The sequence below is a fragment of the Caenibacillus caldisaponilyticus genome (assembly GCF_002003465.1).
In the GTDB taxonomy this organism is placed as follows: domain Bacteria; phylum Bacillota; class Bacilli; order Bacillales; family Sporolactobacillaceae; genus Caenibacillus; species Caenibacillus caldisaponilyticus.
In genome coordinates, this window is record NZ_BDDQ01000017.1 from 13,035 (window position 1) to 38,601 (window position 25,567).

The following is a 25,567-nucleotide window of genomic DNA, read 5'->3' on the forward strand; positions in this document are numbered from 1 at the left end:
CTCATTTATTGCACGTTAGGCCCGCATACATCGGCCTATTTTTTAATGAAGATTTTTAAAATAGGTGAGCGGGATTAGGCAGAACGTCCGGATTTTAAGTAAAACGGCGGAAGGATAGATCCAAAGAGGCATAGACAACGGCAACGCGCTCGACTAGGCTAAAGACACAGCGGGGCATCCTTTTGTCCGACAAAATGTAAGCCCTTACAATTCAACGAAAGGAGGGAACAGCATGAAGCGTACCGGATCGCTCTTTGTCGCCGCGATGCTCTCGTTCATCGGTTTTTTCATTCAGCCAACGGATGGACAAGCCTGGCACGGCGGGAAGATGGCAACGGTGCGAGTAATGACCTTTAACATTCACGCCGGCATCGGTTCGGACGGGCAATACGATATCGCCCGCATCGCCGACGCCATCACGCAAGCGGACGCGGACGTCGTCGGGCTTGAGGAAGTGGATGTCCATTGGGGGGAACGCAGCGCATATGAAGATGAAGTCAAGCGGCTGGCCGAACGGCTTCACATGCACGCGTTTTTTGCCCCCATTTACACATTGGCCCCCGATCGGGCCGGACAACAGCCCCGTCAATACGGCCTCGCCGTGTTGAGCCGTTACCCGATCGTTCGCGCCGAAAACCACCTGATCACCCGCTTGTCCATCCAAACGCCCGATCCCGTCCCCGAGCCGGCTCCCGGTTTTCCTGAATTGCTCATCAATATAAAAGGCATCAAGCTGTCGTTTTACGCCACCCATCTCGACTACCGGGCCGATCCGACGGTCCGCGCGCGGCAAGTCCAAGACATATTGACCATCATGGCACAGAATCCCAATCCGCGAAAAATTTTGGTCGGAGACATGAACGCCGAACCGGATGCTCCCGAATTGGCGCCGCTCTATCAAAAGCTGAAGGATGCCTGGCTCATCCATGGCGAAGATCCGGGCAAAACATATCCGGTGCTCCAGCCCGAAAAACGCATCGATCAAATTTTGACGGCGCCGATGCTGGCGGTCCGCTCGGCCTTTCGGTTGGATACGCTCGCGTCCGACCACTTGCCCGTTGTCGCCGACGTCGTTTTGACGCGCGGAAATCCGTTTTCCCATTAACTCGACGACTTGGACGGAGCGGGCGGTCAGACGTTGAAGGAAGTCAGCGTCCGGACATCAACAGGTTACGCGCGGATGCCGCTCAACTTCCGAGTGTTCGCTAAAATCTTTTGAGCCCGCAGTTGTCGATGTCATCGGGTTTGCGAGATCCCTCTGGTGCCTCGAACGACGTCCATAATCGGTTGCGTTCCCGTAAAGATAACGGAAACGTGTTCAGCTGAGCCGGACGGGAACTGCCGCCCGACCGGCGTGAATCCGCGCGAATCTAACAGCGGGCATGGTGTTGAATGATTAAAAAAGAGGAGGAACCGCCGTGAAATGGGGAAAAATCGCCGTGATTTCTGTTCTCGCCGCCGTTCTGGCATGGAGCGTCTCCTTCAGCACTTCCCAGGCGTCATGGAAGGAACCGGACCGGCACGGCTGGAAAAACGACCGGGGAGTGCGCGGTTGGATCATGGCCAAGATGAAAAAAATGACGTTGGAAGAAAAAGTCGGTCAACTCTTTATGGTGCAAGTCTACGGCCGGACGCCGACCGATCCCGACTATGAAGCCACCAATCTGCAGGAACATCGGGGCGGAAAAAACTTTGCAGAAGTCATCCAAAAATATCACATCGGCGGTGTCATTTATTTTAACTGGAACGCGAATATCGGAACGCCGGTCGATCCCGTCCAAGTCAATGCGCTGTCGAACGGCATCCAACATATTGCCATGGACGCGCGCGTGCCGATTCCTTTGTTCATCGCGACCGACCAAGAAGGGGGGATCGTTGCCCGCGTTCAGGAACCGGGCACGGTCTTCCCGGGCAACATGGCGCTCGGCGCGACCCGTTCCGTTGACGCGGCCGCCAAAACCGCAAACATCATGGGCAAAGAACTGAAAAGTTTGGGCATTAACATGGACCTTGCGCCGGATATGGACGTCAACGTGAATCCGGAAAACCCGGTCATCGGCGTCCGTTCGTTCTCGGAAGATCCGGATCTCGTCTCCAAAATGGGCGTTGCCCAAGTCAAGGCCTATCAGAAAGAAAACGTCCTCGCGACCGCGAAACATTTTCCGGGGCACGGCGATACGAACGTCGACTCGCATTACGGCCTGCCGATCATCCATCACGATCTGAAGACGTTAAACACGATCGACTTGAAGCCGTTTAAAGCGGCCATCCGCGCGGGCATCGACGCGATCATGACCGCGCACATCGTCGTTCCGGCGCTGGACGATTCCGGGCTGCCGGCGACCTTGTCCAAACCGATTTTGACCGGTTTGTTGCGTCACAAGCTTGGTTTTGAAGGGCTGATCATCACGGACAGCCTCGGCATGTCGGGGGCGAACGTGCTCCCGCCGGACCGCATTCCGGTCGAAGCGTTTAAAGCGGGCGCCGATATTTTGTTGAATCCGCCGGATGTCGATTTGACTTATCACGCCGTGCTGAATGCCGTCAAAAGCGGCGAGATTTCAAAACAACGATTGGACGCGTCCGTTTACCGCATTTTATACGCCAAATGGAAGCGGGGATTATTCAAACATCCCTATACGGATCCGAACGCCGTCAACCGAATCGGTTTGCCGGAAAATTTGGCGACGGCGGATGGCATCACGAATAAAAGCCTCACGCTCGTCAAAAACGATCATCATCTTTTGCCGTTCCAGCGCGGCGAGCGCATTTTCGTCACGGGCCCGTCGGCCGCAAAACCGGATGTGCTCTCGAACCTGTTGAACGCCAAAGGGTTGACGACGTCGGCCTATCCGACGGCGACGAGCCCGAACGCCGCGGAAATCGCCCAGGTGGCGGAACGCGCGCGGTCCGCGGATGCCGTTCTGGTGACGACGTACACCGCCAATACGAATAGCGCTCAACAACGGTTGGTGCAGGCGTTGTTGGCTACGGGCAAACCGGTCGCCGTCGCCTCCATGAGAAATCCGTACGACATCGCCGCTTTTCCCGCGGTCGATGCCAACATTTTGACCTACGGCAATCTTGATGTGTCCGTCTGCGCCCTCGCCCGAGCGCTCGCCGGTGAAGTGAACCCATCCGGCAAACTGCCCGTGACCATTCCCGGCCAATATTCGTTCGGCCACGGTCTCTCGTACTGAGGCATCGGTTTGGCGAACCGAAGCAAACGTTTTAATGAAAATGGCTATGTATAGAGAAAATCGGGCGGGTGCGGGAAGCGCCTGGTTCTTCATAAAACCGCATCCATATTTAGCGCTGTCCATGATCGCGTGAAGCTGAAGCCGATTGTGCAGCCGGCGGCTGTTCCCATCAAAAAGGCATCTATTCTGTGGCCGACGCCGACGATAAACATTCCCCGCATCCGCCTGAACCATTTTTTAGGGAGGCGTTCGTGTTGAAAAAGCCGTGGATGTTCGCCATCGTTTTCGTTCTGGCCTTTTCGGCATTGGCTTTGCCCGTCGCATTCGCCAAGCACGACGAGAAAACGAAAAAACCAAACGGCTTTCATCCTCCGCGTTTTGAGCTCGGCATTGATGTGCTCTTGAAAGACCGTTTGGATCTTATCAAAGGCAAACACGTCGGGCTGATCACAAATCCGACCGGCGTCGATCAGAATTTGAACAGCGACGTGGACGTCTTGTTTCACCATCCCGATGTCCATCTCGTCGCTCTGTACGGTCCCGAACACGGCGTGCGGGGAAGCGAACAAGCCGGCGACTACGTTCCGTACTACATCGACGAAGAAACGGGACTGCCGGTTTACAGCTTGTACGGAAAAACGCAAAAACCGACGCCGGATATGTTGAAGAACGTCGATGTGCTGCTCTTTGACATCCAGGACGTCGGCACGCGCTTTTACACTTACATTTACACGATGGCGCTGGCGATGCAGGCGGCCGCGGAAAACGGCATCCCATTCATCGTTCTCGACCGGCCGAATCCGATCGGGGGCGACAAGGTGGAAGGGCCGGTGCTCGATCCGGCCTACGCGTCCTTCGTCGGCATGTATCCGATCCCGCTCCGGCACGGCATGACAGTCGGCGAATTGGCCGAGCTGTTCAACCGGGAATTTCATATCGGCGCGGATTTGACCGTCGTGAAGATGAAAGGGTGGAAGCGCTCGATGCTCTATGATGAAACGTCGCTGCAATGGGTGCTGCCGTCGCCGAACATGCCGACCTTGGATACGGCGCTCGTTTATCCGGGCGCGGCGCTCATTGAAGGGACGAACGTTTCGGAAGGCCGGGGCACGACGCGGCCGTTTGAACTCATCGGCGCGCCTTTCATTAACGGGATGCGGCTCGCCGATAAGTTAAACGATCTGCATTTGCCGGGCGTCCGCTTCCGAAGCGCCTATTTCACGCCGACGTTCTCCAAGTTTCAAAATCAATTGTGCGGCGGCATCCAAATTCATGTGACCGACCGCGCCGTTTACCAGCCGGTTTTGACCGGTCTGGCCATCGTCAAAACGATCCACGATCTTTATCCGGACGATTTCGCTTTCCGGGAAGAAAACGCGGACGGCGTGTCTTATTTCGATCAATTGATCGGAAACGGCTGGGTGCGCCGCGACATCGAAAACGGTGTGGCGCTGTCCGCCATCGTGAAAAAATGGCAAGCCGACCTGAAGGCGTTCAACAAAACGCGGGCAAAATATCTGCTTTATCATTAAGCGGCCGGAAAATCCGTCCGAAGGTTCCATCACTACGGGACCCGGACACGTTTTTCGATCGAAGCTGGACGGCCGGATAAGAAGGCGGCCGTTCAGTACATCAAATCTGGAGTAAAAAAGGAATGGTCAATGTATAGAAGAAGTCACCGCGGGGGCGAACCGCTCACTGGTGACGGGCGAGTCTTGAGGCGAGCGCACCGATCTGATTGGCCGCGGTTCGCGGCCGTTGGCGGAAACCGAAGGGAAGGGGACACCTTTTCTTCGGTATTTTTTTCTTGGGCGGAAAAACGGGCGGCAAATGATCGTGTTGGGCTAAAAAATGGGCATCCATCCGTAAAAAAGCGGGATATTGAATCGCGGAAACAAGCAGGAGCGCTCAGAAAACCCATTGGATGGTGTAACTATCCATCATCAATGAACGATGAAAGCGTTTTTTCTGTCAGGAATATAGAAGTGGCTTTCCGGCTTCTGTCTATCCGATGAAAATGGGACAGAAATCCATGACAACCGCCTCGAATTCAATGAAAATGCTGAACGATTCAACGAAAACGACAAGGAATTCAACGAAAAGCGGCGGGGAATCAATAAATCTTTATTTTCAGTCATTTAAAATCGGCTGGGAATCGCGATGAGCAATGGATTTCCAAATCGGTCCATTGCCGGTGTATCGCGCAAAGCTTGTCTTTCAGATCGCGCCTCTTTTACGCGTCGTTTGCTGGGGTCTCGGACAATGCCCAATCCACATAAACTTAAAACAGGCAGAACAGGCAGAATGACAGGCATGAGGGGGATTGGCATTGGATCCATTGGTGGGGACCGGCGCGGTGCTCGCGACCGGGGCGATTGCCGTCTGGATCGCGGCGCTGCGGAAACGATCGAAACCCGAAAAATCCGGCAGCGTGCCGATTTCGGACAATACGATCCGTTCCGTTTTCACCAAAACGGGCGGCTCGCCGCAAAAGACGGTCAACGCGGTCATCGACCGCACGACATCGGCGTTGGATGTCGCGATGTTTCTGATGACCAATGAAGACATCGTGGCGCATTTAAGCAAGGCGGCGGGAAGAAATGTCAAAGTGCGGCTGATCACCGACCGGGAGCAGGCGGAATCGGCTTCGAAACAATCGTTAAATACATTGGCCGCTGCCGGCATTCCGATCAAAGTCAACCGCCACGACGGGGCGATGCATCTGAAAGTCATGATTGCCGATCAAAAGGTGGTGACCGCAGGCTCTTACAATTTCACCAATAAGGCGGAGAAAAAGAACGACGAAGTGCTCATCGTCATCCGCAGCCGGGCGGTCGCCGAAAATTGGTCGAAGCGGTTCGAACGAATGTGGACCGACAATAGCCAATACGCGGACTATCACCCGGAAACGTTGACCAAAAAATTTGCATAAAAATAGGGTCGCGCCGCCGAACACCGGCCCCTGAGTACCAACATTGGAATGAGGGGCGGACCCTCATAGTAGGCGAGTGAAGTCATGCAAAAAGTTCCGTCGTGCCGCCGGCCGTCGCTGGTTCGGCGGCATGTTCTTTTTTCCGATACGCGACGGCAAATCTCAGACTATCCCGCCGTGGCATAAGGAGGACACGATAAAATTGCTATAAAAATATCGGAAAGGACGGTCATGCCCGCAGCAGCTGCCGACATATACATAATAGAGACAAGCCCGAAACGACCGGCGGTGATCCGGCACCGTTTAACTAAGCACCGAGCGCGCGGCCTTCATACTAGTAATGGAGACGGTTTAGATGCAGGTTCCCTCATAAAACGCGGCGTGTGGTTCAGAAAAACCGCCGACAAAACTAAAAAGATTGCTTGTCTCGCCGATCGGCATGTCTTTTAAGCGCTTGACTTCCTTATGCGCGATTATATTATTATATTATGTTCATAACCAATCGATTTCCGATATTTAAAGGCAGGGAAGGATCACCGATGTGGAAGAAAATCCTTTTGACCGTCCTATCCGCGCTCTTGGTCACCACGATCGCGGCGCCGGCGGCGACGCGCGCCGACTCGTCGCCGGGCGATGTCATCGTCACGCTTGGCGCTGATTTGACGCCGCAACAAAAGGACGCCATTTTGAAAGAAATGGGCGTCGACCCGAATCAAGCGCAAATCATCGAGGTGACCAACGCCGAAGAACATAAATATCTTGATAACTATTTGCCGAAGGCGCAAATCGGCTCCCGGGCGATCAGTTCGTCGAAAATCACCATCGGCGAAAAGGGTTCCGGCCTTTCGGTCAGCACGCGCCACATCACCTATGTGACCGATGACATGTACATTAACGCTTTGGCCACGGCCGGTGTGAAAGACGCCCAGATTTACATCACGGCGCCGTTCGACGTCTCGGGGACCGCCGCTTTGACCGGTCTGATCAAAGCATATGAAACGTCGACGGGCAAGGTCATTCCGGAAGAACAAAAGAAAGTGGCAAACGAAGAAATGGTGACGACCGCGAAACTGGCCGATGAAAAGGGGATCGGGAAGGATAAAGCGGCCGAATTGATCACCGTGATCAAAGATAAGATGGCGAAAGCCCAACCCGAGACGAAAGGCGAGATTGAAAACATCGTCCGCGATGCGGCCGATCAAACCGGCGTCCAATTGAACGACCAGGACGTCCAGCGCCTCGTCGCGCTCTTCGACAAAATGAAAGATCTCAACATCAATTGGGATCAAGTCGGCAACCAGTTGCAAAAGGTGAAGGACAAATTCCGCGACGCGCTTCAATCCGATGAAGCCAAAGGCTTTTTCGACAAACTGTTGGACTTTCTCCGCTCGATCATCGACGCCATCGCTTCGCTGTTTAAATGATCGGGTTCGTGAAATTCGAGGCGGACTTTGACGCGTTATTGTGAGGCGTTTTCGGGAGCGAACGGCTCAACCTGAACCAAAGCCGCTTCGTCCAAATCATCATCGATGACTTTGTGAAAAACGATGTTTTGGATAAAAAGGTTTTGCAGGAAGAACCTTTAACCTACGGCAGCATCGTTGAACTCTTTAAAGACAACTTGGATGACGCGCGGAAGATTATTAGTATCATTGATGAGATCAATAAGAATTCGGAAGAGATCTTCGGGCGTAGTCCCTTTCATCAGGCGAGGAACTGGGAGAAGTCCTGCCTGAAGATACAAATAACCGCCATCCGTTTTTTAAAGGATGGCGGTTTGCCTTTAGCCGGCTTCTTTGTTAAGTTTTGGGTTCTCTTTCTTTGCGGCTTTCATTTCATCACTTTTGACGGCTTTAATGAATGAAACACCGAGCATACCCATGATGAAGATAAGCGGGAAACCGCCGACGATACTGGCGGATTGCAAGGTGGTAAGACCTCCGAGATACATGAGCACAAGCGGCAGTAGTGAGAGCGCAAACGCCCAAAACAATCGATTCCAACGCAACGGTTCATCATTGATCCGTTTCTGCACGACGGACGCCAGAATGTAAGAGCTTGAATCAAAGGTCGTAGACAAAAAGATGATCGCAAGCACGACGAATAAAAAAACGACCAGGTTATGAAGCGGCAGCTGATGCAAGACCGCCAAAATCGCTGCCGGTGCACCGGATGCATTTAAAATTTCGACAACATTCAATTGACCTGACAAATACAAATAAAGCGCGTAATTGCCGAGAATGCCAAAGAACAAAATACATCCGATGGATCCATATAAAATCGTGCCGATAATCATTTGCCTGATCGTGCGCCCGCGGGAAATTTTTGCGACGAATAAACCCATATACGGTGCATAAACAAGCCACCATGCCCAATAAAAAACCGTCCATGATTCTGGGAATCCCGTTCGTTTAAATGGGCCTAAATTATTGAAAGGTTCCGTAAAGGTGCTCATGCTGAAAAAATTATTTAGCATTCGTCCAACTGCGCTCACCGTTGTTTCAAATAAAAATACGGTCGGACCGGCGATCAATACGAAGGTTATTAGGAAGAACGCAAGCCAAACGTTAAGGTCACTCAAATATTTGATGCCTTTGCGCAGTCCCGTGTAAGAGCTGGTGGCAAAAATCACGGTACAAAATAGCAATACAAAGGTGCGCAACACCGTATTTTCCGGAAGCCCGGTCAAATCATGGATACCCGCAGCGATTAAGGGGGTTCCAAGGGCCAAGGTCGTGCCGGCTCCACCTAACAGTCCGAACAGAAATAAAATGTCAAGAATTTTTCCGATGGGACCATCTACAAGTTTTCCCAAAACCGGCCGACACGCTTCGCTTACTTTCAAGATGGGTTTTTTTCTAATGTATAAAAAATAAGCAATCGGTAAAGCGGGTACGCAATAAATCGCCCATGCAATCGGCCCCCAGTGAAAGAGGCCGTAAGTGGACGCCCAGCGGATGGCATCCCGGGTTCCCGGCTCAATGCCAAACGGCGGCGTTTGATAATAATACGCCCACTCAATGACGCTCCAATATAGGATGCTAGAACCGATGCCGGCACAGAACAGCATGGCTGCCCACGACCACGTGGAAAACTCAGGTTTTTCATTTTGTTTTCCCAGCTTGATTTTTCCATAACGGCTGAAAGCGACAAACAAGAGGAAAACCAACGCGGAGAGTCCCATGACGAGGTAAACCACACCAAAGTTTTGCGTGATAAAATTATTCGCCGCCAACACAATCGTTTTTCCTTGAACAGGAAAGACGGAAAGCGGCACCACGACAAGAAGCAACAACACTAAAGCGCCGATGAATGTTGGCCAATCAATAATTTTTTTATTCACACTATCCCCTTTCCGTTTTTCATGATATAATATTTCTTTCTATATTTTACACCTGTCTTAAATGGAATGAAAATTGCATATACAAGGGTATAACTGTGTATACCATGAATCAACGGCGAGAGGACCGCTGACAAGAATTATCCACCTATTTCCTTAAAAATCCTCCGGAATGCATTATAATCTTCCCTCCTGAGTTTTAAGAAGCCCGATTATCATCAATTTCAAATTTAGTGTAATAAGGAGCTGCAACTCTTATTAGCAAATATTTCTATCGATAGAAGCGAAAACGGCGAGAATTGTGGCGGATGGAACCGATATCACCGTTGACATCGAAAGGCGTAAAGCCATCGTCAGTTACGGCAGGCGAAACGTTCCGGACGGGGAATTTTATTTTACACCGAATCACCTGAAAACGGTGGGCACCATTTTTTACGATTGGCCGACGGTTTACGGCGGATGTGAATTTCAAGGCATCCGCCTGACGTTTAAAGAAGGGAAAATCGTGGAAGCGACGGCTGAAAAGGGGGCGGGAATTTCTGGAAAAATTTTGAATACGGATGAAGGCGCCCGCTATCTCGGCGAATTCGGCATCGGCACCAACTATGGCATTACCAAACCGTCGAAAAACATTCTGTTCGATGAAAAAATCGGAGGCTCCGTTCATTTAGCGGTCGGCGCCGCTTATGAACAACCGGGAAAACAATCGGCGAACCATTGGGATATGGTAAAAAATCTGAATAACGACGGTGAAATCTACTTGGACGACAAGCTGGTGCAGAAAAATGGGGAATGGGTGTTTTAAAGATTGGCTCTGGATGTACCGGGGCATGAGAAAGTGGAGCGTCCGCGCCTTGATAAAAAACATCTGAGTGCCGGATGCGCCATTAATGTTTCGTGTCGCGATGGGAAAAGGATCTCCACTTTGCCGGCTAAAAAGCCATCGAGGCTGCCAATCCGAAGCGGCAAGCCAATCCATGCAGCGTGATGGCTTCCAATGATGCTAAGGACACGTAACCGAGCTAAGCGTGAATCGAATTGGGTTGAGAAGGATGGCGTTTGCCTGCATCATGCTCTGAAAGATCCGGACAAAGGGTGAGGGACGCGGAAATCAGCTTATAAACGATCCGGCATGATGAGCATGAGAAGCTGGAAGCGCAAAATTGATACGACACGGCAGTATCAAGCATTATCCGTTATTTCGTTTTCTCAAGTACTTGATGCAGAAGCAACGAGCAATCCCAAAAGAGCGACTTTTATCGCTAAAATCAAAACGAAGAAATATGGGACGACGTGCGTCAAAAAATAAAGATGGCCGTGCATGTGCTCACTCCTTTAATTAACGCCATCCAACGATCACGGCTTGACTGCGGAAGCTGAGTTTTCCGGGCATGTTCTCATGTCGGCAAGGCAGTTTTTGAAACGCGGGCGTCAATGTGATTTACGTTGACGCGAAGTCGTGAAGGGCCGGACTTAGCCGCCTTGATCCGAGCCATCAAGTTTATCATACAATAACAAATAAAAATTTTTAATAATTTTTTGTTGCTTATCAATCTTTTATCGCAATCCCCTTCGTTTCGCTTGGCGCGCCATAAAATAAAAAGCCGATTGATAGAACGATTGCCGTTTTCTATCAACCAGCCCATCGCGGCATTGAAGGCATCAGGCCATCTTTAAGGCTTCATCCATAATCTGTAGGATTAACGCATGATCGTTGATCACGTAAGGTATTTCTTCCGGTTCCACCCATATGCGCGTCACGGTTTCATGCCGGCGCGAAAAGGGGAAACATTGTGTGATCTCCATTCTATAAAACAATTGATAGCCAATGAGCGGATACTTGCCGTCAGGGTCAAAGAGGGGATTCTCCTCGTGATTCACTTCAATCATCCCTAAATAGTTGATCTGGCCTTTGACACAGCCTTCTTCAAAGGCTTCCCGGTGAAAAGCTTGCTCCGGCGATTCGCCGGGTTCCACATGGCCACCCGGAAGGTTAAACCCTCTGCCTTTGACGTGAATCAATAAAATTTTATTTTGATAGAAACAGAATCCGTGCACACTGGTGATTTTATCCAGATCAGGCAACGGAGCCGATGGCATCCATGTGAGCTTCACGTTTTGCCCGCCCCAATTGACATATATCGTTTGCTTCACACCGTTCCCTCCGCCTGTTTATTTTTTCCCCCATTCTTCAGCCGCTCGTACGATTTTAAACGTTAACGGCCAACTTTTCATCCTCTGGGTCATTTTACTTTTTTCGAAGAACGAACGCCAGATGGCGCATCCGAGCGTTTTCCTTAACGATGGGAAGAGCGGTTCGAACGGTGGAGGATCGCCTGCCGCTCTTCCCGGCTCACCACGGAACAACCGGACGTACACGAATCTTTCAAGGTGCAAGCCGCACATCTGCCTTGCCTGCTTTTTTTAAAGAACGAAACCAACATCCAGGCGGCGTAAGTAAAAATCAACGATCCAATGATGAAGCTTGCGATCATTTCGCACCATTCCTCGCTAAAAGATGAGTTTGCCCGTCCAATAAATGATCAAGGCGACGACATAGGCCGCGGCGAAGAGGGAAAAGGATGAGCAATACACGTTCGGCATTTTCCTCGCGGGTCATGATGAGTTGATCGGCATCATCGAGTTGACCGAAGTGGCCCGCGGCCCTTATCAATCCTGTTGGCTGGGCTATTATGTCGACCGCGCCCACAATGGGCGCGGCTATACAACCGAAGCCGTGCGCCTGATCGTTGACTTTGCCTTCAGAATTCTCAAGATCCACCGCATTGAAGCGGGGGTTATGCCGCATCATATCGGATCGATCCGCGTTTTGGAGAAAGGAGGATTTCTCAAGGAAGGACTATCCAGAAAAAGCGTGAAGATAAACGGGAAATGGGAAGATCATTGGCATTTTGCGCTCGTGAACCCGGACGATTCGGATTGATTCCTTTTTCTTTTCCTTTAAAAACGGCTGATCGCCATAACGAGTGAGCCGTTTGATGCGGATGCGAGAATCATCCCAAATCATGGTTGTCGGTGCGGGCATCTTGGCATTCCCCACCGTCAAATGGAGGGTGTTGTGCCTTGGAAGATTCCGGGCGAAAAGAGGCGCGCCCAGCGAAGGGGGTCACCCGACGTACCGCTCCAAAATGCGGTCGACCGCTCGGCCATAGGTCTCTCCGAACAAATTTAAATGAACGAGCAGATAAAAAAGCTGATACAGCGGCTTGCGCTCCTCGTATTCCGGAGATAACGGCCGCTGTTCGTTATACGCCTCGTAGAAGCGTTGCGGAAAGCCGCCGAACAATTCGGTAAAGGCGATTTCGAACTCATGATGCCCATAAAAAACCGCGGGATCAATCAAATAGGGGACGCCGTTTGCGCCGGCCAGCCAATTCCCGCCCCAAAGATCGCCGTGCAGCAAAGAAGGGGTAGCGTCTTTCGGGAGCCATTTTTCAAGGGAGGACATGAGTGCCTCCAGCTTTTTTCGCCGGCCGAGCGGCATCCGGCCTTTTTCTTCGGCCCGTTTCATCTGCGGAAGCAGGCGGCGTTCCCGGTAGTAATCGATCCAGGAGTCATACCATCCGTTCTGTTGCGGAAGAAGCCCGATAAAATTGTCTTCCGCAAAGCCGAACGCGGGGCCTTCGCATTGGTGCAGCTTGGCGACGGCATGTCCGAGCTGTTCGGCCGTTAGGCTCGTTTCGTTTCCTTCAATCCATTCGAGAACGAGAACGCCATAATCCTTCGTTTCTTTTGCGCCATAAACCGCGGGAACATGAACCGCTTCGGTTTGGCGAAGCGCTTCAAGCCCCGCCGCCTCGCAGTGAAAAAAGCGGGGCGGATAGGTGCGGCGCAACTTAACAAAATACGGTTGCCGCTCGCTTTGGACAAAAAACGACTCGTTGATATCGCCGCCGCGGACACGGCGATATTGCCGGATGGCCGTTCGATCGCCGACCGCATCCAGCGCCTCCCGGAGAATTTCCAACACATTCATGTCGCACATCCTCCGTTTCTAAATCGTTCTGCGTTTTGGCAGTCGATTTTTTGTATAGGACTGGTATCGCGAGGAAAAGGGTTTGATCGAGAGGCTATGGCTGAAGAACGACATACCGTAAGATTATTGTACTACAAGAATGGGCTGTAGATGTGCCAGTGCTATTGCACAGCGGATGGGGGGAGTCCAAATGATCGCCGTGAAAAACGGCATCGCTTAAAAACCGCTGAATGCAAGGCATTCGGGAACAGGCCGCGTTTTTAGAAACATGAGGCATCGCGTTCGCGTTTCGGGACATTGTTATAATATAATAAAAATGGCACTTGGACTTAGTTTTATGAAGCGAGCACGTACTTGGAGGTCGACATGGAGCTTTTAGAAGTGTTTAAAGCCTTGTCCAATGAAACGAGGCTGCAAATCCTCAAATGGCTGAAAAATCCTGAACAGCATTTTCCGATGCCGCAACACGGGGATATCCGCGAAGACGGGGTGTGCGTGAGCGACATTCAAAAAAAGGTCGGGTTGTCGCAATCCACGGTGTCCCTTTACCTGTCCATGCTGCAAAACGCCGGATTGATCAAGGCCAAGCGGAAGGGGCAATGGACGTATTATAAAAGGGATGAGGAAAACATCCAGAAAATGATCGAAAGGTTATCCGAGGATTTATGACGGTACGCACCGCGCAAGCGCGGTCATTGAAAGTCGTTCATTTTTATATTATCATATCGATAATTCTAGATATTTATATATAATGATACAGGAGGATAGGATCATGGCCCCGTTCCGCAAACATGAAAGAAGTTCCTGCATATTGCTTGGCGCGTGAAACCAAGCTGAACGACGTAAAATAAAAGAGGATGTGGAGGTCAGTCCATGAACCGTTTTGCTCAGCATAAAGGCTACAGACGCACGTTTAAAGAAAACCATTTGACGCTCGGGTTATTCTTTCCCATCGAATCCTACGAAGGCAGCATTCCGGAGATGAACATCGAAAAGCAAATGCAATTGGCCAAAAGAGCGGAAGAACTCCATTTCGCGGCCTTGTACGTCCGAGATGTTCCGTTCCATGATCCGAACTTTGGGGATGTGGGCCAAATTTATGACCCGTGGGTGTATTTAGGGTATCTCGCCGCCCATACGAAACACATCGCTTTGGGCACCGCGAGCATTATCCTTACGCTTCGCCACCCGCTGCATGTGGCGAAAGCCGCCGCTTCCGTCGATAAAATGTCCGGCGAGCGCTTGATTCTCGGGGTAGCGACCGGCGATCGCCCCATCGAATTTCCGGCGTTTTCGGTCAATCCGGAAGAACGCGTCCTGCTGTTTCAAGAAGCGGTTACGGTCATGAAAAAAGTCTGGCGCGAGCACTTTCCGGTGATCGAATCGCCGCGCGTGCACATGTCGGGCGGTGATCTGATCCCGAAACCGCAATGCGCCGACATACCGATGCTCGTCACCGGACACAGTTCGCAGTCCATTGAATGGATTGCCGAAAACGGCGACGGTTGGCTGTATTATCCGCGGAACTTGCAATTCCAAGCGGAACTGATCAAAAATTGGCGTGCAAAAACCGATCGGTTTAAACCCTTCGGCCAATCCCTCTACGTCGATTTGACCGAGGATCCGGATCATCCGCCGCTTCCCATTCACCTCGGTTTCCGCATCGGGCGCAACCCGCTTATTGCGTTCCTTCACAGTTTGAAAACGGCCGGGGTCAATCACGTGATCATCAACTTGAAATACGGCCATCGGCCCGTCGATGAAGTATTGGAAGAACTCGGCGAAGAAGTGGTCCCGCACTTTCCGGCCATCACGTCCGACGAAGCGAAGGACGCATAAGCCCAGCGCAGCATGGGATTGCCTTGAAGTCAGCAACCGAATCAAAAATTTTAAAAAGGAGTGGGAGCATGAAGGTCTTGATTGCAGGCGCAAACGGTCATACCGGCCGATTGATTGTTGAGCGGCTGGGGAAGAGTCCGCAGCATGAAGCGTATGCCATGATACGGGATGCCGCTCAGGCCGAATCGTTGAAACAACTCGGCGCCAAAGAGGCCATCGTGGCCGATCTCGAAGGGGATGTCTCCCATGCCGTCAAAGGCATGGATGCCGTGATTTTCGCCGCCGGTTCCGGTTCCCAAACCGGTCCGGACAAGACCATTTCCGTCGACCAAGAAGGAGCGAAACGCTTGATCGATGCCGCGAAAAAAGCGGGGATCGCGCATTTTGTGATGCTCAGTTCCTACGGCGCCGGCGATCCGGACGCCTTGCCCAATTTGGGCCATTACCTTAAAGCCAAAGGGGAAGCGGACCGACACCTCATCGAAAGCGGCTTGACGTATACCATCGTCCGGCCGGGCTATTTGAGCTTTGAACTCGCTACGGGGAAAGTCGAAATCGCGAAGCATTTCGACAGCGTTGAAGGCAGAAACATTCCGCGCGGCGATGTGGCGGAAGTCCTCGTTTCTTGCTTGGATGTCGAAAACGCCAAAAACAAAACGTTTGAGCTCTTGAGCGGCGAGCAACCGATCCAAGAAGCCCTCAAAACGCTCTAAAGATTGAAAAACCGGAACGACGAGCAGCGGGAGAGAGGTATGCGATTTGTCGCATGCCTCTCTTTTTTACAAAAGCGAGGTGAAAGCCTTGAGCTAAAAAGAAATGGAGCGCCAAAGATACTATTGTACAGATTGCATAGAACTGTTACTATGGAAAACAGAAGGATAATGATTCTATTAAGGTAAATAATGGCGGAATGTTGTTTATTTCCAATTTATGAAACCTTCGCCCATTAAGAACGTATTATTAAGTATAGTGGGGGAAAATTGATTATGAACAAAACATTCGAAACATTAAGCAAGGTTATGCCTTTCCTTAGTGTGCTGTTTCTTTTAATTGGATTCATGATGGCGATATTAAGCGCGTTAGACCATAACGTCCATACATTCATTGTATCATTAGTCCTCATTTCACAATCTGTACTTGCACTAACATATACCATGTTATTTAAAAAAATATGGAACACATAAGTCTCATTTATATTTCCATTATCAATACTAAAAGCCATGGAACCCTGTTAAACGGGTTCCATTCAAATTTTTGAGATTATCATCATGATGATTCACAAAGCCTTTACAAAAGGACATTCCGGTCGGTTTCAGAAGCATCCTTTGTCATCGAGCACGAAATAGAAGTTTTTCATTTGTCCACGCAATGCCATGTGCTCTTGATGATGCATATCATGAGCTACCATTTAAAATGAGTTATAATGTTAATTGGGAAAACGGCCATAAGAATGCTTTTTTATTTTGTAATCACAAAAAGAGTTGTACCTTCAAAAGTAGGAGCCGAGTCCGATGAAAAAGAAGATCCTGTATTTTCTGTGCACGGGAAACTCTTGCCGCAGCCAAATGGCGGAAGGCTGGGCCAAAAAATATCTCGGTGACGAATGGGAAGTTTACAGCGCCGGCATTGAAGCGCACGGCTTGAATCCGAACGCCGTCAAAGCGATGCAGGAAGTCGGCATTGATATTTCCCACCAAACCTCTGATGTCATTCAACCTGAGCTCTTAAACAAAGCGGATTTGGTCGTGACATTATGCGGTCATGCCGCGGAGCACTGCCCGGTGACCCCTCCGCACGTTAAACGCATGCACTGGGGATTCGACGACCCTGCCAAGGCAGCGGGAACGGAAGAAGAAAAATCGGCGGTGTTCCGACGCGTGCGCGATGAGATCGGTGAAAGAATCAAGCGCTTTGCGGAAACCGGGGAATGATGAACGTCGTGTCAACCTCCGCATAACATTGCACAACGAGAGCCGGGAAGCCTACACCAGGCTCCGTTTTTTATTAAAGGACTTTCTCATTTGCCCTTTTTATAAGGTAACAGTTGTTGTACGAGTTCCAAGACGAATCTTAGATCGCAATTCCGAAGACACCATCAGCGATTTCCTTGACTGCATCCCTCGTGCTCCTCATCTCAATAAAAAACATCTCCTTTTCCCGATTCTACAAGAGTTCGGTTATCATATTTCCAAAGTTGTTATGAACGGTGCGTGTTGTGATTCAGCTGGACCAATGCCAACTTCTCGAGAAAGGAATATTTGTGGGGTTATAGAATATATAACAGTGATAAAATTTAAGGAGGTTTTCCTGTGGCGCAGCAAGCCAAAGCCAAGATTCAAAATTCACTGACCGTTTTGTTGGTTTCAGATTACGAGAAGGCGAAAAAGTATTATGAAGAGGCTTTGGGATGCGAAGTGAATGAGCAATGGGCGATCCGCGATAATTTTGGATTAGGTTTTAAATTGGTTCAAGCGAAAAATGCAGAAGATGTTCGGCCTAACAAAGGGACTTGGAATACCTATGCGTATGTTGAAACTCATGAAGAATTGGATGCGCTCTACGAAGAGCTGAAGGCTAATGGGGCCATCATCCATTCAGAGCCTGCAACAAGTGAATTTGATTGGGGCATATGGAAAGATTTCTCCGTACGAGATTTGGATGGGTATGTGATTGGATTTGGTTCAGGGTTGAAAAAGTAATCGCTGAAAAGAGAATCTCATCTAAATAACTTTAGGCTGTAAATATCTGTTAACCCAGCTTCCGTGACCGGAGCTGGGTTTTTCAACGTATACCCAGATATGTTCCGGTTAGCGGTCATTAATGCCATATAACCTTAAAATTTCAAACATGTTGTACTAGGATAGAAATAGAGAATAAGCCGACGCCCGCAATCAATCTGACCTCACGCATGCGGGTGTGATGTTTCGCTCTGCGATATAAGTACAAATCTGCTTAAAAAGAGCGAGTTTATCGGAGTGAACTTTTGGGAGTGATGGCACATATGAACATTCGCCGCTTTCGCAAAGAGGATTGGCTGCAAGTGAAGGAGATCTATGAGCAAGGGATAGCGACGGGAAATGCCACGTTTGAGACGGCCGCGCCGCCCTACGAAAAATGGGAAGCGGCCATTGCGGACGATTTATGTTTGGTCGCTGAAAATGAAGCGGGTATTCAAGGCTGGTGCAAGGTGAGCCGGGCATCTGACCGTTGTGCGTATAAAGGGGTTGGCGAGGTGAGCATGTATGTACGGGCCGAAAGCCGCGGAAAAGGTGTCGGCAAACAACTTCTCCAAGCCATGATCAAAGAATCGGAAGCCAAAGGATTTTGGACACTGAATGCGGGCATTTTCCCCGAAAACATTCCGAGCCTACGCCTGCATCTCAGCATGGGCTTTCGTGAAGTCGGCATTCGGAAACGCATCGGAAAGCTGAATGGCGTATGGCGCGATGTGGTGTGGCTCGAACGCCGCAGCCAAATTGTTGGCGTGGACTGATCGTCAGCGAAAAGTAAGTCTTGCATATCTGTACATAATAAGTGCCGGACTGACAGAACGTCGGTCCGGCATAAATATTTCTTCAAAAAATTGGCCGCAAATATCGGTTTCCCGAACACTTCATTTCCCGTTTGGTATTTTACGGAATGCTAGCATTGTTTTTCTCATCCTGTCAATCTAGTTTTAAAAATCTTACCAATAGAGAAATATAGCGAAATATGACGAAAAATTATAATAGATTATCTGCTTATTTTTTGGTAATAATTGATTAATATTATATCCACAAGGAGAGTAATAAATGTTAAAAAGGTTTATATGTGTAATTCTAAGTATCGCTTTGTTTTTATCTGTTTTACCCACTTATTCCAGAGCAGAAACTGAACAACCGAAAGAATCAACAACAATGAACACAGATAATAATCTAAAAGAAATTGTTTCAGAAAGAGATGAGTATTCCAAAACATTCGTAGATGATAAGGGGAATTTCACGAAAGAAATATATGCTGAACCCATCCATACAAAAGTTAATGGCAAATGGGAGGAAATTTCTACAAAACTTAAAGAAGATAAAACTGAAGAAGCATTCAAAACTGAGCTAACTAAACTGGAAGCCACTTATCCTAAAAAAATGGTTAAAGGGAAAAAAATAAAATACAGATTTGGAAAAGACGAATTAACGTTTTTAAATATAACGGCTTCCGATGGCGAACAAAAATACTTGCCGAATAAATCCGATAAAACCAAGTATGAAGAAAACAAAATCATGTATGAAGAAGTTTTTCCAGGCATTAACCTTCGTCATGTTTCATTCAATAATGAAGTAAAAGAGGATTGGATCATCAAAAGTTATCAAGGCATTAATGAATTTAATTATGAAGTGGCGACGCGTCTAACGCCGCGTATGGAAGAAAATGGATCAATCGGATTCTACAAGGACAAAAAATTTAAAAATAAGGTCTTTGAATTGCCCAGTCCGATCATGGAAGACTCGAATTATAATAGCGGATTGGGAAACGGCGTTCAATCAAGAGATTTACATTATGAATTGTCGAAACTAGGAAAAAATCAATACAATATTAAGCTCGTCGTGGACAAAAAATGGCTCGAATCTCCGGATCGCGTTTATCCTGTTTACATTGACCCTTCAGTTACCATTGATGCATTAGGAGATACCTTTGTATCCAGTGCCTATCCTAACACGAACTACAATAAAGAATGGGATTCTTCTCAAGGAGAATACGTTTTAAAAGTTGGAAAATATGACAGCACAACTGGAACGAATTACGCATTTATAAAGTTTAGTATTGTAGGAGATTTAAAGGGTGCCATCATTGACTCCGCCACTTTAAAAGTTTATGTAACGCATGCGTATTACGCAACGACCCCAACGGGGCTATGGGTTGATCGTGTAAATGGTCCATGGTATGTGGATGAATTAACATGGAATAATAAACCTAGCTCAACCAATATTACGAGCACTAAGGTTGCCCGCGATCAATGGGCTTCGTTTAATGTAACCAGTACGATTCAATCCATGGTAGACGGCGATATTCCAAACTATGGATTCAAATTTCATACGAACGGAAATGGACAAACTTATTGGAAAAAAATCACCGCTGCTGAAAGCCCAAATAAGGCTAAAATCATCATCTCATATCATTATCCAACAATGAAAAGCCCAACCGTATCAGCGACGCAATATGCAGACGGGAAAACCACTGGCTATGTGAACGTCAGTTGGCCCTCAGTATATGGTGCTAAATCCTATGAACTTCAGATGTATGATGGAAAAGGATTCGAAACGGTTTATAAAGGTACGGCCACCAGTTGGACATCAAAATCAAAAAAAATATTTCCTAAAGCCCCTTATTCCACAAGTTCAACTTATAAGCTAGATGGTTCAGGAGAAGAATTACCAACAGATCCCAGTAAATTCTACAGTGCGAAAAGCGGAACGACCACCACTAGAAAGGAATATGGATTTAGGGTTATTGCCCATTATGAGAGTGGAGACAGCCCAGCCTCATCGGAAGTCAAGAAAGCGATTCCTGCCAATCTTGTGGATACGCCTAACATGCCGACCGTAAAAGCTTACGCCTATCCCGAGACCGATCCGACGAACAAGGGAAGAGGTTGGTTGGATATTTCGTGGGATCCCGTAGAAGGCGCAACAGGATATAAAGTATTGATTTATAATGGGATACACTACGAAGAATTCAATGTCGGGAATACCACCAGTTGGTCTACGAAAGGGCAAAAGGTCTGGCCAACCGATAGTGAAATCGCACAAGGAAAATATGCTCTGCATAAAGATAAAACGGGAGCGGAATTGCCTATCGACCCAAACCCTGTGTATGTGAATGCTTCTAAAGATGGAGGAGATTACACATACTTCCATCGTTATTCCATTCGAATAAAAGCGGTTTGTGATCTGGGAACCACGCCATTTTCCGAGTCACAGTATGGCTATATACCGCTTGAGACCCCGAAAAATGTGAATGTTAGTGGTGAAGTGACTGATTATGTCAATAATAAAGGGGCATTAAATATCACTTGGAGTCCTGTTACAGGCGCCGGTGGCTATAGAGTGGAGCTTTATGACGGCAAAAATTATAAATCCTTTGATGTTGGAAAAACCACTTCCTGGAACACAGCCGGGATCTCACTATTCGATGGTATTACCGATTTGCCGGTTGATCCAACGAAACAATATCAGGAGATCGGTGCCTCTCAAACGCTAATTGATAAAAAAGCTTACCAAATTCGAGTGCGAGCTTACCGTTATACAGCGGAAACAGCGCCGTCCTCCGAAGCTGAAAAGATGACGGGTGATCGGGGGCTCAGCGCGCCTTCTGCGACAAAGTTGGGCAATATTCCCAACCAAGAGGATCTATTAGGGTTAGAAGACTACTTCACCTATGGAACCCATCAACTGAGTAATAATGCAACAGCATCGGTCAATGTAACGACCGGCAATATGGTGTTGAGTTTTACGGATCAATCTTTATACACCCGCGGCACGTTAGGTTTTGACTTTACGAGATATTACAATTCCCGCTCAACTCAATCGTCTGCCTTTGGCAAAGGATGGACATTCGCGGGAAATGAATCGTTAGTGAAGAAGGAGGCGTCTTCCAACCTTTATTATTATGATGAGGACGGAACAAGACACGAATTTGTTTACAATTCCAGCGATGGCTCCTATCGTTCACCGAAGGGAAAATATTTGTCGTTGACTAACGAAACCGTCAACGGAACTTCAGGTTATCGGATAATGGATAAAGATGGATTCTCAAAGTTGTTTGAACAGGATCCCAGCAATGCCAACCGCTTTCGGCTGTATGCATATAAGGATATGAACAATAATGAAATTCGTTTCAAATACACCGGGAATCAGTTGACGGAAATCGCGGAGGTGGACGCTGCTGGAAATACCGTACGGAACAGCATCAAGATATCCTACAATACAAACGGCATGATCAATAAGGTGGCCTTCAAAGATCGTTGGCTGGAGTATCAATATAATAGTAATAATCAGCTCATCGGCACCGTCACAAAAGCGACCGGTACAACAAGAACCTTAACCAACACATTTGATTATGATGACGAAAATGACCAATTGTCCGAATTTACGGATGCAAAGGGAAATGTCAATACGTTTAGTTATGAGGATAATGAATTGACGATTTTAACACCTCAATCTCCGGGGGCCGAATCGGTTTCGACGACATATGATTACGATTACAAAAATAATCTGTATCAGGTCAGCGATACGGAAGGGAGAACGACTTCTTATAAACGAGATACCGCAAACCAGACTTACGCGGTGACAGAAACGACAAATGATGACGGCTCAACCACCAAGGTTAAATATGATACGAATTATAATGTTATAGAGACGACCGATGCGGATGGCAACACCGAAACCCGTACGTATGACAATCAAGGAAACGTGATTCAGTACGTGGATAAAGAAGGAAAAGTGACCACTTATCAATATGATGGTCAAAACCATTTAATTGTTCAAACGGATCCGTCAGGAAAAAAAACATATAATGATTACGATTCCCATGGAAACCTCATCAGGTCACGAGTTGGCGAAGAAGTCACCGAATATCAATACGATGCTTACGGGCGGCAGATTAAGGTCACTTATCCGAATCATACGTTTATCCAGACTGTCTATACGGACAATAGCATTGTTGAAACCGATGAAATGGGAAACACAACATCTACGAGTTACAACGATTACGGACAAGTCATTTCCAAAACGGATGGGGCCGGCAGAACCATTTCATATGAATATGATCCAATTTTTACGGATCTTATTACATCGGTCACGGATGGAAAGGGCAATAAAACAAGGTACACTTATGATGATAACGGAAATATGTTGTCTTTAACCGATGCCTTGGGTCGCCAAAAGACCTATACGTATAATGGCAATGACCAAGTGACAAGTGTTGAAATGCCCGTCTCCGGTCAACAAAAAATGAAGATACAATATGAATATGATCAAAACGGGAATTTGAAAACAACAATCAAAAATTCCGGGATCAAAGAGCGTTACACATACAATAGTGAAGACCAATTGGCCATTAAAACCGTTACCCAAAATAATCAGGATGTATTTGCCTTGACAAATAACTATAACGTTGACGGTCAACTCATCTCCAGTGATTTTAGAGATTTAGTAACCAATAAGAGCATCGTTCAAAAACAGTATGTCTACACGGATGATGATCAATTATCGCAATATAATCAAGGCAATTTTGAACTTAGATATCTATATAATGATGATGATTCTATATATGCATATGGCTTTTATTATACTGAAAATAACCAACAATGGATGGGGTTGACCTCTTATAGTTATACGGATGAAGGAAAAATTAAAGATGTAACAACTACCGTTTTTACACCAAATAATGCAACAACAGACCGATATCATTATTCTTATGATTTAATAAATCGCAAAAATACGATCGATGTAAACAATGGTTTATTTAAACAAGTAACCAGTCTTGACGAGGGGAACAATATCCAGAGCATCCAATATGTGAAGGGTACCGATTCAACGCCGTCAGCACAATATACCTATCAATATGACCAATCCGGAAACATTATTAAAGAGAGTTCCTCTAATGGGGTTACAAATTATAGCTATGATCAAAATAACCAATTAACAAAAGAAGTGCTTCCGGATGGTACTCAGAACACTTATGAATACGACGCCGTAGGAAATCGGACCAAAGCGACGGTCAATGGTAAAACCAATACGTATACTTATAATGAGGCAAATCAAATTGTCACAAAAAATGGTGTTCCTTTTGTTTACGACCCCGACGGGAATTTAACGCAAGATGATAATTACAAATATGTTTACAACGCCATGGGTCAACTAACTAAAGTGACGGCTTTATCGGGGTCAGTCATCGCTCAATACGAGTATGATGAAAATGGACTCAGAACCAAAAAAATCATCGGCTCAAAAACCTATGAATATTACTATGAATCAGATAATCTCTCGATGGTAATTATCCGTGTCAACGGAACCGTTAAACAATGTATTCATTACCAATGGGACTCAGACGGTAAACCGCTTGGATTTAATATCAGAGAACAAAATGCATCGGGAGAATGGGTCAGCACATCATATTACTTTTGGACGAATCAGCGCGGCGATGTGATTTCTATTCTGGATTCATCCGGTAACGAGGTCGGTTCCTATCTGTATGACGCTTACGGCAATGTTTTAAGCGAAAATGGCACCATAGCCAAAGAGAACCCGATCCGCTATGCGGGCTATTACTATGACGGTGAAACAAAGCATTATTACTTAAAAGCCCGTTATTACGATCCGGAAAACGGGAATTTCTTAGCGCTGGATCCACATCCTGGTAATGATGATGATCCACTTTCGCAAAATGGATATACTTATGCTAAGAATAATCCTGTGATGAATGTAGATCCGAGCGGTAAATTTACAATAAACATAACATTAAGCGTCAAAACAGTAGCGAGAGCTATCAATCTTGCATTATTATTGTTTCCTGCTGGAGTTGCAATAAAGGAATATTTTGCTGTAAGAAGGCTAGATTTATTAGGTCGTGTTTATATTCGTGAAAATATAGATAAAGCCATAAAAAGGGCAAAAATCAATGTAGCTAAAAGTACATTAGGGCTCATTGTAAATAGTTTATTTGAAATATATGACACGAATATTGGCAAAATAATTGCAACAGTCCTTGATAGACTTGACGGTAAAAAGGATGGGAAAATTAAAATTAAAAAGAAATTGTTTTAATTTAAGTTTAAGGGTTGTTTATATTTTCCAATTTAAAGAATCAATTTGAATAACTATAACACACACAGGAGTGTCTCTAGATTGAGTTGAGTCCGTAAAATTGTGTAAAAAGGAAATGTAAAAAGAGCCACGTTGCTTTCCCTTTGATAGAATGGACATTGACCAAAACAAAAAACAAAAAGGAGGAAAGCAACTATGGCTCAATACAATATTACAATAAGCGATGAAATCCTGCACGGGTTCTTGTCGCAAGATCAAGGACTGGCCAAACTGTTGGAACAGGTCTTGAATCAAATCCTTGAAGCCCAGTTAACGGATCAACTTGGCGCCGGCCGTTATGAGCGCACAGAGGAGCGAAAAGGCTATCGAAACGGGTCTTATCCCCGGCAATTGACGACTCGGGTGGGACGGTTGACCTTGCGCGTGCCGCGGACAAGGGATGGGGAGTTTTCCACTGAA

At 47.5% G+C, this 25,567-nt stretch carries 18 protein-coding genes and 2 pseudogenes; 16 read left to right on the forward strand and 4 right to left on the reverse strand.

Features of this window, described 5'->3' with window-relative positions; all coding sequences use genetic code 11:
- Positions 1–232: 232 nt before the first annotated feature.
- The 6 genes and pseudogenes from CCB157_RS05980 to CCB157_RS18005 form a co-directional block, all read left to right on the forward strand.
- On the forward strand, positions 233–1,105 hold the full coding sequence (locus CCB157_RS05980) for an endonuclease/exonuclease/phosphatase family protein (protein WP_077615005.1): 873 nt from the start codon (positions 233–235) through the stop codon (positions 1,103–1,105).
- 313 nt (positions 1,106–1,418) lie between these two features.
- Positions 1,419–3,200 carry a glycoside hydrolase family 3 protein gene (locus CCB157_RS05985; RefSeq protein WP_238594613.1) on the forward strand — a complete coding sequence of 594 codons (1,782 nt, stop codon included), beginning with the start codon at positions 1,419–1,421 and terminating at the stop codon, positions 3,198–3,200.
- 254 nt (positions 3,201–3,454) lie between these two features.
- Complete coding sequence (locus CCB157_RS05990) at positions 3,455–4,732, forward strand: exo-beta-N-acetylmuramidase NamZ family protein (protein ID WP_238594614.1); 1,278 nt, start codon at positions 3,455–3,457, stop codon at positions 4,730–4,732.
- Between the two features lie 797 nt (positions 4,733–5,529).
- Entirely contained in the window at positions 5,530–6,132 is a 603-nt protein-coding gene (locus CCB157_RS05995; RefSeq protein ID WP_238594615.1) for a phospholipase D-like domain-containing protein, read from the forward strand.
- A gap of 539 nt (positions 6,133–6,671) precedes the next feature.
- The gene (locus tag CCB157_RS06000) at positions 6,672–7,556 is read left to right on the forward strand and encodes a DUF1002 domain-containing protein (protein WP_077615006.1); all 885 of its coding nucleotides are present in this window, start codon (positions 6,672–6,674) and stop codon (positions 7,554–7,556) included.
- Positions 7,557–7,612: 56 nt separating this feature from the next.
- Positions 7,613–7,822: pseudogene (locus tag CCB157_RS18005) on the forward strand (hypothetical protein); the annotation flags it as partial.
- Between the two features lie 93 nt (positions 7,823–7,915).
- On the opposite strand, the gene CCB157_RS06010 reads toward CCB157_RS18005, so the two are convergent.
- Positions 7,916–9,475, reverse strand: coding sequence for a BCCT family transporter (locus CCB157_RS06010; protein WP_077615007.1), 1,560 nt, complete (start codon positions 9,473–9,475; stop codon positions 7,916–7,918).
- Between the two features lie 295 nt (positions 9,476–9,770).
- On the opposite strand from CCB157_RS06010, the gene CCB157_RS06015 reads away from it, so the two are divergent.
- The gene (locus tag CCB157_RS06015) at positions 9,771–10,277 is read left to right on the forward strand and encodes an aminopeptidase (RefSeq protein ID WP_274519619.1); all 507 of its coding nucleotides are present in this window, start codon (positions 9,771–9,773) and stop codon (positions 10,275–10,277) included.
- Between the two features lie 857 nt (positions 10,278–11,134).
- On the opposite strand, the gene CCB157_RS06020 is transcribed toward CCB157_RS06015, so the two are convergent.
- Together CCB157_RS06020 and CCB157_RS06025 are read right to left on the reverse strand one after the other, a co-directional pair.
- Positions 11,135–11,626, reverse strand: a complete 492-nt coding sequence (locus tag CCB157_RS06020) for an NUDIX domain-containing protein (RefSeq protein ID WP_238594616.1) — start codon at positions 11,624–11,626, stop codon at positions 11,135–11,137.
- 143 nt (positions 11,627–11,769) lie between these two features.
- On the reverse strand, positions 11,770–11,967 hold the full coding sequence (locus CCB157_RS06025) for a FeoB-associated Cys-rich membrane protein (protein ID WP_077615009.1): 198 nt from the start codon (positions 11,965–11,967) through the stop codon (positions 11,770–11,772).
- Positions 11,968–12,047: 80 nt separating this feature from the next.
- On the opposite strand from CCB157_RS06025, the pseudogene CCB157_RS06030 reads away from it, so the two are divergent.
- Positions 12,048–12,416: pseudogene (locus CCB157_RS06030) on the forward strand (GNAT family N-acetyltransferase); the annotation flags it as partial.
- Between the two features lie 183 nt (positions 12,417–12,599).
- On the opposite strand, the gene CCB157_RS06035 reads toward CCB157_RS06030, so the two are convergent.
- Entirely contained in the window at positions 12,600–13,469 is an 870-nt protein-coding gene (locus CCB157_RS06035; RefSeq protein ID WP_077615011.1) for a fructosamine kinase family protein, read from the reverse strand.
- 366 nt (positions 13,470–13,835) lie between these two features.
- Here CCB157_RS06035 and CCB157_RS06040 point away from each other — a divergent pair, with 366 nt between their 5' ends.
- From CCB157_RS06040 to CCB157_RS06080, 8 genes are all read left to right on the forward strand, one after another.
- The gene (locus tag CCB157_RS06040; RefSeq protein ID WP_077615012.1) at positions 13,836–14,138 is read left to right on the forward strand and encodes an ArsR/SmtB family transcription factor; all 303 of its coding nucleotides are present in this window, start codon (positions 13,836–13,838) and stop codon (positions 14,136–14,138) included.
- A gap of 204 nt (positions 14,139–14,342) precedes the next feature.
- Positions 14,343–15,308, forward strand: coding sequence for an LLM class oxidoreductase (locus tag CCB157_RS06045; RefSeq protein WP_077615013.1), 966 nt, complete (start codon positions 14,343–14,345; stop codon positions 15,306–15,308).
- Positions 15,309–15,376: 68 nt separating this feature from the next.
- Positions 15,377–16,021, forward strand: a complete 645-nt coding sequence (locus CCB157_RS06050) for an SDR family oxidoreductase (protein ID WP_077615014.1) — start codon at positions 15,377–15,379, stop codon at positions 16,019–16,021.
- Positions 16,022–16,819: 798 nt separating this feature from the next.
- Entirely contained in the window at positions 16,820–17,239 is a 420-nt protein-coding gene (arsC, locus tag CCB157_RS06060; RefSeq protein WP_077615016.1) for an arsenate reductase (thioredoxin), read from the forward strand.
- 378 nt (positions 17,240–17,617) lie between these two features.
- Positions 17,618–18,007: a VOC family protein gene (locus tag CCB157_RS06065; protein ID WP_077615017.1), complete on the forward strand. Its 390-nt coding sequence runs from the start codon at positions 17,618–17,620 to the stop codon at positions 18,005–18,007.
- A gap of 302 nt (positions 18,008–18,309) precedes the next feature.
- Entirely contained in the window at positions 18,310–18,801 is a 492-nt protein-coding gene (locus CCB157_RS06070) for a GNAT family N-acetyltransferase (RefSeq protein WP_077615018.1), read from the forward strand.
- Positions 18,802–19,099: 298 nt separating this feature from the next.
- A complete protein-coding gene (locus CCB157_RS06075; protein ID WP_077615019.1) occupies positions 19,100–25,108 on the forward strand; it encodes a DNRLRE domain-containing protein in 6,009 nt (2,002 codons plus the stop codon).
- Positions 25,109–25,303: 195 nt separating this feature from the next.
- Positions 25,304–25,567: transposase (locus tag CCB157_RS06080; protein WP_193432265.1), on the forward strand; the 264-nt coding region annotated here is incomplete at its 3' end.

Excerpts from the sequence above, each read along its gene's own strand:
- CCB157_RS05980 (WP_077615005.1), top strand. The coding sequence starts at position 233 with ATGAAGCGTACCGGATCGCTCTTTGTCGCCGCGATGCTCTCGTTCATC.
- CCB157_RS06000 (WP_077615006.1), top strand. The coding sequence starts at position 6,672 with ATGTGGAAGAAAATCCTTTTGACCGTCCTATCCGCGCTCTTGGTCACC.
- CCB157_RS06025 (WP_077615009.1), bottom strand. The coding sequence starts at position 11,967 with ATGATCGCAAGCTTCATCATTGGATCGTTGATTTTTACTTACGCCGCC.
- CCB157_RS06035 (WP_077615011.1), bottom strand. The coding sequence starts at position 13,469 with ATGAATGTGTTGGAAATTCTCCGGGAGGCGCTGGATGCGGTCGGCGAT.
- CCB157_RS06040 (WP_077615012.1), top strand. The coding sequence starts at position 13,836 with ATGGAGCTTTTAGAAGTGTTTAAAGCCTTGTCCAATGAAACGAGGCTG.
- CCB157_RS06045 (WP_077615013.1), top strand. The coding sequence starts at position 14,343 with ATGAACCGTTTTGCTCAGCATAAAGGCTACAGACGCACGTTTAAAGAA.
- CCB157_RS06050 (WP_077615014.1), top strand. The coding sequence starts at position 15,377 with ATGAAGGTCTTGATTGCAGGCGCAAACGGTCATACCGGCCGATTGATT.
- arsC (WP_077615016.1), top strand. The coding sequence starts at position 16,820 with ATGAAAAAGAAGATCCTGTATTTTCTGTGCACGGGAAACTCTTGCCGC.
- CCB157_RS06070 (WP_077615018.1), top strand. The coding sequence starts at position 18,310 with ATGAACATTCGCCGCTTTCGCAAAGAGGATTGGCTGCAAGTGAAGGAG.
- CCB157_RS06075 (WP_077615019.1), top strand. The coding sequence starts at position 19,100 with ATGTTAAAAAGGTTTATATGTGTAATTCTAAGTATCGCTTTGTTTTTA.